This window comes from Streptomyces sp. NPDC007088 (genome assembly GCF_042869355.1).
Lineage (GTDB): Bacteria > Actinomycetota > Actinomycetes > Streptomycetales > Streptomycetaceae > Streptomyces.
In genome coordinates this window covers 34,109-46,592 of the sequence record NZ_JBIAFO010000018.1, presented here as the reverse complement: position 1 = coordinate 46,592, position 12,484 = coordinate 34,109, and the positions used below count along the sequence as shown (strand labels likewise).

Annotated in this window: 10 protein-coding genes; 7 read left to right on the top strand and 3 right to left on the bottom strand. The window is 74.3% G+C overall.

The window, feature by feature from the left end; all coding sequences use genetic code 11:
• Positions 1-208 precede the first annotated feature (208 nt).
• The gene (guaA, locus tag ACFYMP_RS24930) at positions 209-1,801 is read left to right on the top strand and encodes a glutamine-hydrolyzing GMP synthase (protein ID WP_388861639.1); all 1,593 of its coding nucleotides are present in this window, start codon (positions 209-211) and stop codon (positions 1,799-1,801) included.
• A gap of 381 nt (positions 1,802-2,182) precedes the next feature.
• Here guaA and ACFYMP_RS24925 read toward each other — a convergent pair whose 3' ends face one another.
• Positions 2,183-2,740, bottom strand: coding sequence for a pyridoxamine 5'-phosphate oxidase family protein (locus tag ACFYMP_RS24925; protein WP_388861637.1), 558 nt, complete (start codon positions 2,738-2,740; stop codon positions 2,183-2,185).
• Positions 2,741-2,946: 206 nt separating this feature from the next.
• On the opposite strand from ACFYMP_RS24925, the gene ACFYMP_RS24920 reads away from it, so the two are divergent.
• Entirely contained in the window at positions 2,947-4,275 is a 1,329-nt protein-coding gene (locus ACFYMP_RS24920) for a hypothetical protein (RefSeq protein WP_388861635.1), read from the top strand.
• 165 nt (positions 4,276-4,440) lie between these two features.
• Positions 4,441-4,998: a DoxX family protein gene (locus ACFYMP_RS24915; RefSeq protein ID WP_388861633.1), complete on the top strand. Its 558-nt coding sequence runs from the start codon at positions 4,441-4,443 to the stop codon at positions 4,996-4,998.
• Between the two features lie 21 nt (positions 4,999-5,019).
• On the opposite strand, the gene ACFYMP_RS24910 is transcribed toward ACFYMP_RS24915, so the two are convergent.
• Both ACFYMP_RS24910 and ACFYMP_RS24905 read right to left on the bottom strand, forming a co-directional pair.
• Positions 5,020-5,304, bottom strand: a complete 285-nt coding sequence (locus tag ACFYMP_RS24910; RefSeq protein ID WP_388861631.1) for a hypothetical protein — start codon at positions 5,302-5,304, stop codon at positions 5,020-5,022.
• On the bottom strand, positions 5,294-6,634 hold the full coding sequence (locus tag ACFYMP_RS24905; protein WP_388861629.1) for a PspC domain-containing protein: 1,341 nt from the start codon (positions 6,632-6,634) through the stop codon (positions 5,294-5,296). Before ACFYMP_RS24905 ends, ACFYMP_RS24910 begins: the two co-directional genes overlap by 11 nt.
• Positions 6,635-6,945: 311 nt before the next feature.
• Between ACFYMP_RS24905 and ACFYMP_RS24900 the strand changes: the two genes are divergently transcribed.
• The 4 genes from ACFYMP_RS24900 to pcrA all read left to right on the top strand — a co-directional run bounded on the left by ACFYMP_RS24900 (position 6,946) and on the right by pcrA (position 12,377).
• Positions 6,946-8,262 carry a PspC domain-containing protein gene (locus tag ACFYMP_RS24900; protein WP_388861627.1) on the top strand — a complete coding sequence of 439 codons (1,317 nt, stop codon included), beginning with the start codon at positions 6,946-6,948 and terminating at the stop codon, positions 8,260-8,262.
• Complete coding sequence (locus ACFYMP_RS24895) at positions 8,255-8,986, top strand: LuxR C-terminal-related transcriptional regulator (protein ID WP_388861625.1); 732 nt, start codon at positions 8,255-8,257, stop codon at positions 8,984-8,986. Before ACFYMP_RS24900 ends, ACFYMP_RS24895 begins: the two co-directional genes overlap by 8 nt.
• Before the next feature lie 187 nt (positions 8,987-9,173).
• The gene (locus ACFYMP_RS24890; RefSeq protein WP_388861623.1) at positions 9,174-9,527 is read left to right on the top strand and encodes a hypothetical protein; all 354 of its coding nucleotides are present in this window, start codon (positions 9,174-9,176) and stop codon (positions 9,525-9,527) included.
• 366 nt (positions 9,528-9,893) lie between these two features.
• Positions 9,894-12,377 carry a DNA helicase PcrA gene (gene pcrA / locus ACFYMP_RS24885; RefSeq protein WP_388861621.1) on the top strand — a complete coding sequence of 828 codons (2,484 nt, stop codon included), beginning with the start codon at positions 9,894-9,896 and terminating at the stop codon, positions 12,375-12,377.
• The last annotated feature ends 107 nt before the right edge of the window (positions 12,378-12,484 follow it).

Below are 12,484 nucleotides of genomic sequence, written 5' to 3'. Positions count from 1 at the left end.
ACCCGGGGTACCCGGGCGGCCCGATGTGCGGCGGAATGGGTGACACCCGTACGCCGTTAGAATCGTTGACGAGGCTCCGTGGAAACCGGTTCGAGGTGTGTGCTCAGGCTCGGGGTGAGGGGCCTCGCAGCGCGCCCCCGCCGACCACAACCGCAGCACGTACGCACCTCGCACCACGCCCCGCTCCAACCGCCGGAAGGCCGCCGCAGTGCCAGCAGTGTCCCCCGCGTCCGACGCCGCCCCCGACACCGTCCTGGTCGTCGACTTCGGCGCGCAGTACGCCCAGCTCATCGCCCGCCGTGTCCGTGAGGCGCGGGTCTTCAGCGAGATCGTCCCGAGCGACATGCCGGCCGACGAGATGCTCGCGAAGAACCCCGCCGCGATCATCCTCTCCGGTGGGCCCTCCTCGGTCTACGCGGAGAACGCGCCCGCGCTCGACCCCGCCCTCCTGGAGGCCGGCGTCCCGGTCTTCGGCATGTGCTACGGCTTCCAGGCCATGGCCCAGGCGCTCGGCGGCACCGTCGACAACTCCGGGGCCCGCGAGTACGGCCGCACCGGCCTGACCGTGACCAAGTCCGCCTCGACGCTCTTCGAGGGCACCCCCGACGAGCAGCAGGTGTGGATGTCGCACGGCGACGCCTGCTCCGCCGCCCCCGAGGGCTTCGACGTGACCGCCTCGACCTCCGTCGTCCCGGTCGCCGCCTTCGAGAACGACGAGAAGAAGCTGTACGGCGTCCAGTACCACCCCGAGGTGCTGCACTCCACGCACGGCCAGCAGGTCCTCGAACACTTCCTGTACCGGGGCGCCGGTATCGAGCCGAACTGGACCACGACCAACGTCGTGGAGGAGCAGATCGAGCAGATCCGCGCCCAGGTCGGCACCAAGCGCGCCATCTGCGGACTGTCCGGCGGGGTGGACTCCGCCGTGGCCGCCGCCCTCGTGCAGCAGGCCATCGGCTCCCAGCTGACCTGCGTGTACGTGGACCACGGCCTCATGCGCAAGGGCGAGACCGAGCAGGTCGAGAAGGACTTCGTCGCCGCGACCGGCGTCCAGCTCAAGGTCGTGGACGCCGCCGACCGCTTCCTCGACGCGCTCGCCGGGGTCAGCGACCCCGAGCAGAAGCGGAAGATCATCGGACGCGAGTTCATCCGGGTCTTCGAGCAGGCCCAGGCCGAGATCGTCGCCGAGGGCGCCGCCGACGGCGAGGAGGTCGCCTTCCTCGTGCAGGGCACCCTCTACCCGGACGTCGTGGAGTCCGGCGGCGGCACCGGCACCGCCAACATCAAGTCGCACCACAACGTCGGCGGGCTGCCCGACGACATCGAGTTCCAGCTGATCGAGCCGCTGCGCAAGCTGTTCAAGGACGAGGTGCGCGCCGTCGGCCAGGAACTGGGCCTGCCGGACGAGATCGTCCAGCGCCAGCCCTTCCCCGGCCCCGGCCTCGGCATCCGCATCGTCGGCGAGGTCACCCGCGAGCGCCTCGACCTGCTGCGCGAGGCCGACGCCATCGCCCGCGAGGAGCTGTCGGCGGCCGGTCTGGACCGCGAGATCTGGCAGTGCCCGGTGGTGCTGCTCGCCGACGTCCGCAGCGTCGGCGTCCAGGGCGACGGCCGCACCTACGGCCACCCGATCGTGCTGCGCCCCGTCTCCTCCGAGGACGCCATGACCGCCGACTGGTCGCGGCTGCCCTACGAGACGCTGGAGCGGATCTCCACCCGCATCACCAACGAGGTCAAGGACGTCAACCGCGTCGTCCTCGACGTCACCAGCAAGCCGCCGGGGACCATCGAGTGGGAGTGACCACCGGGGCCTGACGGGCCCGCCGGCCTCCGGTGACACCGCCGACGTAGGGACGCCGGTGCCGTACCGCCCCCGTGAGGGGCGGTGGCGGCACCGGCGTCCGTCGTCTGTCCTCTGCCGCTCCCGGGCCCCGTCCTGGGCGGTGGGACGCCCGGCCGGGGCGGCCCGTCTCACTCCGGCGGGAGGCCCCGCACGCGCCCGCCCGCCCCGGGCCTGGCCTGGCCTCCCGGGCGGGTTCCCCGGCCGTCGGGTGGTCCGGTCGCCGGGTTCTCCGGTCGTCGGGTTCTCCGGTCGCCGGGTGGCCCGGTCCGTCGACCGGGCCCGGCGCGGCCGGCTTCCCGTGTCCCGGCCACCTCCCGCACCCGGGCCCCGGCCTCCTCGTCAGCGGCGCCTGAACAGCCTCAGCGGCCGGTCCGGGGTCCACGCGTCGAGCACGATCTCCGGGTCCTCCACCCAGGTGCGCACCACCTCCGTCAGCTCCGCCCGGTACAGCTCGAAGGGCTCGGGCGGCTTCACGTCCTCGACGAAGGCCCTGAGCGCCGCCGGGTCCCCGACCCGCACCGCGCGGCCCGAGATCCGGACGTCTCCGCCGCCCATCTCCTGCCCGGGTCCGTTGTTGGCCTGGAGCGCGAACCGGGGGTCGCGCAGCAGGTCCCGCCCCTTGAGCGAGCCGGGCATCATCCCGAGCCACAGCTGCCCGCGCCGGAAGGTCACCTCGATCCCGCTGGTCCTGGGCGAACCGTCCCGGCGCAGGGTCGCGAGCGTGTGGTGCGTGAACCGCCCGAACCGCTCCTCCACCGTCCGCGCCAGCTCCGGCCGCGCCGCCGCGAACCCGGCCCAGGAGACCCCCGCCGCCGCGTCGCCGCCCTCCGTCCCCCCGTCAACCCGGTCCTTCCGCTGTCCGTGCCGCCCCCGCTGGGGCCCCTGCTCGATGTCCATGACCGCAGTCTTTCCGGGAAACCCGACATCTTCTGTCACCTTTCGCGGCGGGATCGCGTGTCCCGTACGCCGCCCCGGACGGCCGCCCGCGCCACCCGCGTCAACCTCCGTACGCCGGCCCCCTCTTCTCCCTGGTCCTCCTTCGTCCCGTTCCCGCTCCGGGGTCCGGGTGAGGCACAATTCGCTTGCATCACAACGAAGTTCGTATGCGCAGGAGTAGACCGTGGGTGCGCCACGGGGGACACGTGGAAGGACGGCATCCGGTCGTGGCGGTGCGGGAGGACACGGGACAAGAGCTCCACGCGAGCGGGTGCGTCTGCGGGGACTGCCCCCTCGGGGCGAGCGAGGGCCACCGGCGAGCGGTGGCCGCCTTCCTCGACCTGCGGGAGCGACTCGCCTCGGGGCGCGGGCTGCCCGCCGCCGTCGCCCACTCGGCCGGGGCCTCCCGGCAGTGGGTCTCCGACGAACTGACCCAGTCCGCGCGGCTCCTCGCCGAACGCGGCCGCGCCGAGGGCGCCGCCTGGCTGCACCGCCTGTGGCCCCGCACCCTGTACGTCCTGTGGGGAGGCGTCGCCCTCCTGCTGCTCGTCGAGGCCCTGACCGCCCTGGGCGCGGGCTGGACCACGGCCCGTACCGCCGCGCTGGCCGCAGCCGTCCTCCTCGCGGGCCTGCTGACGGCCGCCGCCCACCTGCACCGCGCGCGCGGCGGACCGCTCGCCCCGGTCATCGGCGAGGACCAGCGGCTGTCCACCTCCCGGGCCGTCGCCGCCGTCTGGCTCCTGCTGTGCGTCTACTCCGTCCTCGTCCTCGCCGGGGAACTCGCCGGGGCCTCCGGGCACCGGCGGCGCCAGGAACTGATCGACGGCCTCGAACTCGGCCGCGCGGCGGGCCTGGTGACCGTCCTGGCCGTCACCTGCGCCGTCGCCGTCCTCGTCCACCACGTCGTGGGGGTGCGGGTGCGCGGCCGCCACCTCCAGAAGGTGCGCGCGGACCGGCCGCGCGCCGCCGACCTGCTCACCGACGACTCGGGCCGCGGCAGCTTCACCGACGCGCAGTACGTCCTCCTGCACGGGGTCGCCGTCGTCTTCTGCGCCGTGCGGCTCGCCCGGCGGCCCGGACAACTGCCCGACCTGCCCTGGGGCCTCGCCGTCCTCGCCCTCGTCTCCGCCGCCACGTACCTCGCCGGGAAGATCACCGGGGGCGGCCGGCCCGTCATCCACTCCGTCCTCCGGGCCCGCGAGGCCGGGGACCTCGACGCGCCCATCCGCACGGGCGACGACATCGAGATCCGCGGCGCCGGCTTCCTCCCGCCGGGGGCCGAGACCCCGCAGGGGCTGTCCCGCATGGCCGTACGCATCGGTTCCGTCCAGGTCCACGTACCGCTCGTGCCGGTCCCCGGCGGCTTCTCCAACCCCTCGGACACGGTGCTCACCGTGCCCATCCCGGCCGAGGTCGAGGCGGGCCGGGTCGACGTCCAGGTCGTCACGGCCGCCGGGGTCGAGAGCAACCGCTGCGGGATGGACGTCGCCGACTAGCGTGCTGAGTCAGGACACCAGGGCGGACGGCCGCGTGCGCGGGCCCCGCGGTTCCTGTGGCCCGAGGCCGCCCGGGGTGGGCCGTCCGGCGCTCGTCTGCGTAGGGTCGGGAGAGCCGGAATGTTGACGGCTCAACCAGCTCTCCCGAAAGGCGGCGGCCCTCCGATGAACCGCAGAGCGTCCCTGGACTCCTACTCCGGCGGCGGGTACGGCGGCGGCCGACGCCGTGACTCCCTCGGCCGGTACGCCCTCCTCCCGCTCCGGGTCTTCCTCGGCGTGACCTTCGTCTACGCCGGACTCGACAAGCTGACCGACGGCGCCTTCCTCTCCTCCTCCGGGGCCGGCTCCCTCGGCGACCTCATGCGGGGGGTCCGGGACAACGCGGGCGTCCCCGCGCTCGTGGACCTCGCGCTGAAGAGCCCGGCCGGTTTCGGGTACGCCGTCGCCATCGGTGAACTCCTTGTCGGGCTCGGGACCTTCTTCGGGGTGTACGCGCGGGTGGCCGCCGCCGGCGGGGCGCTCATCTCCCTGAGCCTCTGGCTCACGGTCAGCTGGTCCGCGAGCCCGTACTACTACGGCAACGACCTCGTCTACCTCATGGCCTGGCTCCCCCTGATCCTGGCGGGAGCGCCGTACCTCTCGGTCGACGCGTGGCGGGCGGGCGGCGGGCGGCCGCGAGGCGGCACCGGAACCGGCACCGGCCTGGGCACCTGGGGCCGCTGAGCCCCGCCGGGCCGGAGCGGGTCAGCCCTCGTCCGCCGGCTCGCGGGCCCCGTCCGCCCCCGGGCCGGTCCCTTCGCCCTCCCGCGGGAACCGGCCCCGTCCCCGCGTCCGGCGCGGTGTCCTGCCGCGCACCGCGTAGGTGACGGACACCGCGCCGACGGCGAGGAGCACGCCCACCGCGAGGACGGGGGCGCCCAGCCACCACGGGCTCTCCCAGACCCCGCCCGCGTCCCCCGCGTAGACGAGGGCGACGGCGACGAAGGTGAGGCCGAGGAACAGCCGCCCCGGCTGGACCTCATGGCGCACGGTTCACCACCGCCTGTCCCGCGCCGACGTGCATCCGCAGGACCAGGGTGCCGCTCCGCGCGGCCCCCGGGCGGGGCGGCAGGGTCACGTGGCGCTCCTCGCCGGGGGTCAGCTCGAACTGGTCCGCGCGCTCCCCGGGGAGGCGGATGTCGCCGAGCCCGATGTCCACGTCCAGCTTGACGCGGGTGCCCGGCGGCACCAGGACCTCCATCCGGCCCGCCCCGGCCTCCACCCGGGTACGTACGACCGTGTCCTCGCCGAGCGGCAGCTCGCGCAGATCGAGCCGGCCCGTACCGGAGCCGATGCGGTACACCGGACGCACCCCGGCCACGGTCGTGGGCCGCCACTCGCCGCGCACCCAGTCGCCACTGATGTCCTTCGGCAGGGCGGAGGCGCCGACGAGCAGCCCCGTCGTCAGGAGCGCCAGCAGGATCGAGCCGGCGCTCAGCCGGCCGAGGAAGGCGCTCACCACGATCCCGAGGCCGAACACCGCGAGGGCGAGGGAGAGCCCCACCACGAGGCTCGTGCCCAGCGGCCGGCCCGCCCAGCCCACCCCCGTGCCGAGGGCGCCCGCCACCAGGGCCAGGAGGAGGACGAGGCCGCCGATCCGGGGCGGCCGCCGCCGCTCCCCGCCCTCCCCGTCCGCGCCCCCGGACCGGCCCGCCGCGGGCCCGGCGAACCGCTCGTGCGGGCCGGGGGGCGGGAAGCCGGTGCCGGGCTCCCCGCTTTCGGCGTCCGGGCCCCACAGGTAGGCCGGGGTCCCGCCGTCCCGGACGCCCCCCTTGGCAGAGGGGGCACGCCACCACGAGGGCGCGTCCGTCACCGGAGGCGCCCGGGTCTCGGGCGGGGCGTCCGCGACGGCCTGGGCCGCCGCCGGGTCCTGGACCCCCGCGCCGCGCTGCCGCGACCAGTGCCCCGCGCCCGCCGTGAGCAGACCGAGGACGCCCGCGAAGAAGAGGAGGTCCCCGTTGTTCAGCATCGACACGAAGAGCCCGCAGCCGACCAGCGCGCACAGCACCGCCGTGAGCGCGGGACCGTCCACCCGCCCGGTCAGCAGCCTGCGCCCGTCGCTCTCCTCCTCGCCCTCGTACGGCACGAGGAGCCACACCAGCCCGTAGAAGACGAGCCCCGCCCCGGCCGTCACCGAGAGCACGACCAGCACGATGCGGAAGATCACCGGATCGAGATCGCAGCGCCGCGCGAGGCCCGCGCAGATGCCGCCCAGCACCTTGTGCCGCTTGTCGCGGCGGAACCCGCGCAGGGGTGGCTCGGTATCGCCCGAGCCCCCGGCCCGCGGAGGAGACGGGGGGCCGGTCCGGTGGTCGGTCATGCCTCCATGGTGACGGTCCGCGGCCGCCGTGCGAATAGGGGATGACCCTGGCGCGACCCTGAGATTGAGATCCGCCGGGGCGGCTCGGCCACCTCGCGACGCGTATGGGCCGCGAGGGGGCCGAGCCGTACGAGCGCGTCGCGGCCGAGCCGTACGAGTGCGTCGCGGCCGAGCCGTACGGGCGCGTCGCGCCGTCGGGCGTCCCCGGGGCGGAGGTCCACGGCCGCTCGGGGACCGGCCCCGGGAGATCAGGGTCGTCGTCGGGGAGAACCCTGATGCCGGGCGCCGGGCGCGCGTGTGAGGATCGGACCATGTCGGAAGCCGCAGCCGCACCCAACGCGCCGGACCGGCCGCCGCGCAGGCTCTATCGCAGCGGCGAGGGCCGCTGGCTGGGGGGAGTGGCGCGGGGCCTCGCCGGCCATCTCGCCCTGCCCGTGATCTGGGTGCGGCTCGTCTTCCTCGGCCTGTTCCTCGCGAACGGCCTCGGCGCGCTCCTCTACGCGGCCTTCTGGTTCTTCGTCCCGATCGGCGTGGGCGGGGTCGGCTCGACGGCCGCGCCGCGGCCCGGGGCGGGACCGTACCGGGCCGGCTGGTCACCGCGTCACCCCTTCCGGTCGTGGGGCGGACGCTTCTCCAGGAAGGAGGACCGGCGCGGGCAGATCGTCGCCCTGTTCGCGCTGGTGATCCTCGCCGTCGTGTTCGTGGACAGCGTCGACATGGGCGGCACCGCGCGCGGCTACCTCATCCCCGCGCTGCTCGTGGGCGCGGGGGTGGCGCTGGTCTGGCGGCAGGCCGACAACGCGCGGCGCGCCCGCTGGGTCGAGGTCGGCGGCAGACGGCGCACGCTCGACGTCCTGCGGGCCGCGGCCGGGGTCCTGCTCGTCGGGACGGGCGCCTGCGTCATCTTCGTACTCCAGGGCTCGGCCCAGCACCTGGGCTCGGTGCTCCAGGCGGCGCTGGCCGTGTTCGTCGGCATCGTGCTGCTGGCCGGCCCGTACCTGATCCGCATGACGCAGGACCTCTCCGAGGAGCGGCTCATGCGGATCAGGGCGCAGGAGCGGGCCGAGGTCGCCGCGCACGTCCACGACTCGGTGCTGCACACGCTGACGCTGATCCAGCGCAACGCGGACCGGCCCGGGGAGGTGCGGCGACTGGCCCGCGCGCAGGAACGCGATCTGCGGCAGTGGCTGTACAGACCGGAGGGCACGGGGAAGGACGCCGACGAGGAGCCGGCCGAGCTGGCGGAGGCGGTGCGCGAGGCGGCGGCGGAGATCGAGGACAAGCACGGGGTGCCGCTCGAAGTGGTCGTCGTGGGGGACTGCCCGCTGGACGAGCCGCTGACGGCGATGATGCAGGCCGCGCGGGAAGCCATGGTGAACGCCGCCAAGTACGGTGGTGGGGGCGGGGCGGTGCAGGTGTTCGCCGAGGTCGAGGACGGCCATGTGTTCGTCTCCGTCCGGGACCGCGGTCCGGGTTTCGACCCGGAGGCGGTGCCCGGGGACCGCATGGGGGTCAGGGAGTCGATCATCGGCCGGATGAGACGCAACGGGGGCAAGGCCGTGCTGCGTTCCGCCCCGGGCGGCGGGACCGTGGTCGAGCTGGAGATGGAGAGGACACACGATGAGTGAGCCGACGGGCACGGCGACGGACGGCCCCACGGGCGAGGCGGCGGACGGCGGGGCCGGTGCGGGACGCAGGGTGCGGATCGTGCTGGTGGACGACCACCGGATGTTCCGTACCGGGGTGCGGGCGGAGATCGGCAGGACCGAGAGCACCGGCGTCGAGGTCGTGGGAGAGGCCGCGGACGTGGACCAGGCGGTCGCCGTGATCCAGGAGACCCGGCCGGAGGTGGTCCTGCTGGACGTGCACCTGCCGGGCGGCGGGGGCGTGACGGTGCTGAAGCGCTGTGCGGCCCTCGTCTCGGACCCGGTGAACCCGGTCCGCTTCCTGGCCCTGTCGGTGTCCGACGCGGCCGAGGACGTCATAGGGGTGATCCGGGGCGGCGCCCGCGGCTACGTGACCAAGACGATCACCGGTACCGATCTGGTCGACTCGGTCTTCCGGGTGCAGGAGGGGGACGCGGTCTTCTCCCCGCGGCTCGCCGGATTCGTGCTCGACGCGTTCTCCTCCTCCGAGGCGGTGCCGCTGGACGAGGACCTCGACCGGCTCACCCAGCGCGAGCGCGAGGTGCTGCGGCTCATCGCCCGGGGCTACTCCTACAAGGAGATCGCCAAGGAGCTGTTCATCTCGGTGAAGACGGTGGAATCGCACGTCTCGGCCGTCCTGCGCAAGCTCCAGCTCTCCAACCGGCACGAGCTGACCCGCTGGGCCACGGCACGCCGGCTGGTCTGAGGGAGGCGGCCCCCGGCGATCTCCCGGGCCGGGTACGGCGGGAGGCGCGAGGGGACGGGACCTCCGGCGGGAGGGCGGGGGGGCCTTCTGAGGGAGGGCGCGGGGCGACGGGGGCTCCTGAGGAGGGGCGCGAGGGGGTGGGGGCGGCCTCCGGCGGGGGCGAGGGGCCGGAATAGTCTCACTGCCCATGGATGTCCTCATCAATGCCTTCGTCGGCCTGCACATCATCGGGATCGCCGCGCTGCTCGGCGGCTTCCTCACCCAGATGAAGGCGATGGGCGCGGGCACGGCGCGTTTCACCCCGGCGATGCTGCACGGCGCGCTCACGATGCTCGTCACCGGCGTCGTCCTGGTGGGCCTCAACCAGGCCGACGACCAGCACGTCAACACCTTCAAGATCGGCGTCAAGCTGGCCGTGCTGATCGTGGTCCTCGGGCTCGTCTACGTGAAGCGGGACGAGGAGAAGGCGGAGAAGCCGCTGTTCGCGGCCGTGGGCGCGCTCACCGTGGTGAACATCTTCATCGCGGTGCTGTGGACCTGATCCGCCGGGGCCGGGGCCGGGGCCGGGGCCGTGCCGCCCGGCCGGGCCGGGCCCACCACGCGGCGGGCCGGCTCGGCCACGTGGTGGCTCGTACACGCGTGGCTCGTCCACGCGGTCGACCGGTGCGCTGACGCGAAGGCGGCCGCGGCGGGGCGCCCGTACGGGGTGCGCCGCTGGGGCCGGGAAGCCCGCCGGGCAGGTCGGCGGACGGGGCGGGCCGGTGGGCGGGACCGCCTTCGATCCGCCCGGCGCGCGGCCGTGACCAGGGCGGAAAGGGGCGCGCACCCCCCGGCCCGGCCCTCGCGGGGGCACGAAGTTCCCGGCCGGGGCCCGGTTGTCGGTGCGGCCGCCTAGACTCGGACGGCGATGAGCAGCCTCTTTGACGACAGTTTCCTGGCGGACATGGCCTCCACGGCGCACGCGGAGGAGGAGCCCCCGCCCCCGCCCGAGGACAGCGGCCCGGACGACAGCGCCCCGGCCGACCTGTTCGACGGGAGGTTCGACGCGCCGCCGCCCAGGGACGCGTACTACCGGGACGGCGCGCCGCGCCCGGTCATCGACCCCGCGGCGCTGCTGGAGGGGCTGAACCCGCAGCAGAGCGCCGCCGTCGAGCACAGCGGCTCCCCGCTGCTCATCGTGGCCGGCGCCGGCTCGGGCAAGACCCGCGTGCTCACCCACCGCATCGCGTACCTGCTCGGCAGGCGCGGGGTCCACCCCGGGCAGATCCTCGCGATCACCTTCACCAACAAGGCCGCCGGGGAGATGAAGGAGCGCGTCGAGCAGCTCGTCGGGCCCCGCGCCAACGCGATGTGGGTCTCCACCTTCCACAGCGCCTGCGTGCGCATCCTGCGCCGCGAGTCGAAGAAGCTCGGGTTCACCTCGTCTTTCTCGATCTACGACGCGACCGACTCCAAGCGGCTCATGGCGCTCGTCTGCCGCGACCTCGACCTCGACCCGAAGCGGTACCCGCCGAAGTCCTTCACCGCGCAGATCTCGAACCTGAAGAACGAACTGGTCGACGCCGAGGAGTTCGCGGGGAGGGTGGCCGGGGGCGCCTCCCGGACGGAGTCCGGGGGAGGCTTCGAGAAGACGCTCGCCGAGGCGTACACGATGTACCAGGCGCGGCTGCGCGAGGCCAACGCGCTGGACTTCGACGACATCATCATGACGACCGTCCACCTGCTCCAGGCGTTCCCCGACGTCGCCGAGCACTACCGCCGCCGCTTCCGGCACGTCCTCGTCGACGAGTACCAGGACACCAACCACGCCCAGTACACCCTGGTCAAGGAGCTGGTCGGCCCCTCCGGCGGGGAGGGCGACGACCCGGCCGAGCTGTGCGTCGTGGGCGACGCCGACCAGTCGATCTACGCCTTCCGCGGCGCCACGATCCGCAACATCCTCCAGTTCGAGGAGGACTACCCGCAGGCGCGCACCATCCTGCTGGAGCAGAACTACCGCTCCACGCAGACCATCCTGTCCGCCGCCAACGCGGTCATCGAACGCAACGAGAACCGCCGCCCGAAGAACCTGTGGACCGAGGCGGGCACCGGCACGAAGATCCTCGGGTACGTCGCCGACACCGAGCACGACGAGGCGCAGTTCGTCGCCGACGAGATCGACCGCCTCACCGACGAGGGGCAGGCGAGGGCCGGGGACGTCGCCGTCTTCTACCGGACCAACGCCCAGTCCCGTGTCCTGGAGGACATCTTCATCCGCGTCGGCCTGCCCTACAAGATCGTGGGCGGGGTCCGCTTCTACGAGCGTCGCGAGGTCCGCGACGTCCTCGCCTACCTGCGGGTGCTCGCCAACCCCGAGGACAGCGTCCCGCTGCGCCGCATCCTCAACGTGCCCAAGCGCGGGATCGGCGACCGCTCCGAGGCGATGATCGACGCCCTCGCGCAGCGCGAGAAGATCACCTTCCCGCAGGCGCTGCGCCGCGTGGACGAGGCGTACGGGATGGCGGCCCGCTCGGCGAACGCCGTGAAGCGGTTCAACACGCTGATGGAGGAGCTGCGCACCGTCGTCGAGTCCGGCGCGGGCCCGGCCGTCGTGCTCGAAGCGGTCCTGGAGCGTACGGGCTACCTGGCGGAACTCCAGGCGTCCACCGACGTCCAGGACGAGCCCCGCATCGAGAACCTTCAGGAACTCGCCGCCGTGGCCCTGGAGTTCGAGCAGGACCGGACCGAGGAGGAGGGGCCCGGCACGCTCGCCGAGTTCCTGGAGCAGGTCGCGCTGGTCGCCGACTCCGACCAGATCCCCGACGAGGACGAGGACGGATCGGGCGTCATCACGCTGATGACCCTGCACACGGCGAAGGGCCTGGAGTTCCCCGTCGTCTTCCTGACCGGCATGGAGGACGGCGTCTTCCCCCACATGCGGGCGCTCGGCCAGCCGAAGGAGCTGGAGGAGGAGCGGCGGCTCGCCTACGTCGGCATCACCCGGGCCCGCGAGCGGCTCTACCTGACGCGGTCCGCGCTGCGCAGCGCCTGGGGCCAGCCGCAGTACAACCCGCCCTCGCGGTTCCTGGAGGAGATCCCCGCCGAGCACCTGGAGTGGAAGCGCACGGGATCGGCGGGCGCGCCCGCCGCCACCGGCCCGGCCTCCGGGATCGCGGCCTCCCTGTCCTCCTCGCGCGCCAAGCGGGGGGCGCCGGCCTTCGCTACGCGGCGCGCGGAGGAGAAGCCGGTCGTGGCGCTCGCGATCGGTGACCGCGTCACCCACGACCAGTTCGGCCTCGGCACGGTCGTCGGGGTCAAGGGCACCGGGTCCAACGCGGAGGCCACCGTCGACTTCGGCGAGCCCAAGCCGAAGCGGCTGCTGCTGCGGTACGCGCCGGTCGAGAAGCTCTAGGGGCGAGCGGTCCCGCGGGTCCGGTCCCGGGGGGGCGCCCCCCCGGGGGGGCGGGGGCGGGGCGGCGGGGGGGGGGCCGCCCCCCCCCCCCCCCCCCCCGCCGCCCC

Excerpts from the sequence above, each read along its gene's own strand:
- ACFYMP_RS24905 (WP_388861629.1), bottom strand. The coding sequence starts at position 6,634 with ATGACCGACCACCGGACCGGCCCCCCGTCTCCTCCGCGGGCCGGGGGC.
- pcrA (WP_388861621.1), top strand. The coding sequence starts at position 9,894 with ATGAGCAGCCTCTTTGACGACAGTTTCCTGGCGGACATGGCCTCCACG.
- ACFYMP_RS24895 (WP_388861625.1), top strand. The coding sequence starts at position 8,255 with ATGAGTGAGCCGACGGGCACGGCGACGGACGGCCCCACGGGCGAGGCG.
- ACFYMP_RS24925 (WP_388861637.1), bottom strand. The coding sequence starts at position 2,740 with ATGGACATCGAGCAGGGGCCCCAGCGGGGGCGGCACGGACAGCGGAAG.
- ACFYMP_RS24920 (WP_388861635.1), top strand. The coding sequence starts at position 2,947 with ATGCGCAGGAGTAGACCGTGGGTGCGCCACGGGGGACACGTGGAAGGA.
- ACFYMP_RS24915 (WP_388861633.1), top strand. The coding sequence starts at position 4,441 with ATGAACCGCAGAGCGTCCCTGGACTCCTACTCCGGCGGCGGGTACGGC.
- ACFYMP_RS24890 (WP_388861623.1), top strand. The coding sequence starts at position 9,174 with ATGGATGTCCTCATCAATGCCTTCGTCGGCCTGCACATCATCGGGATC.
- ACFYMP_RS24900 (WP_388861627.1), top strand. The coding sequence starts at position 6,946 with ATGTCGGAAGCCGCAGCCGCACCCAACGCGCCGGACCGGCCGCCGCGC.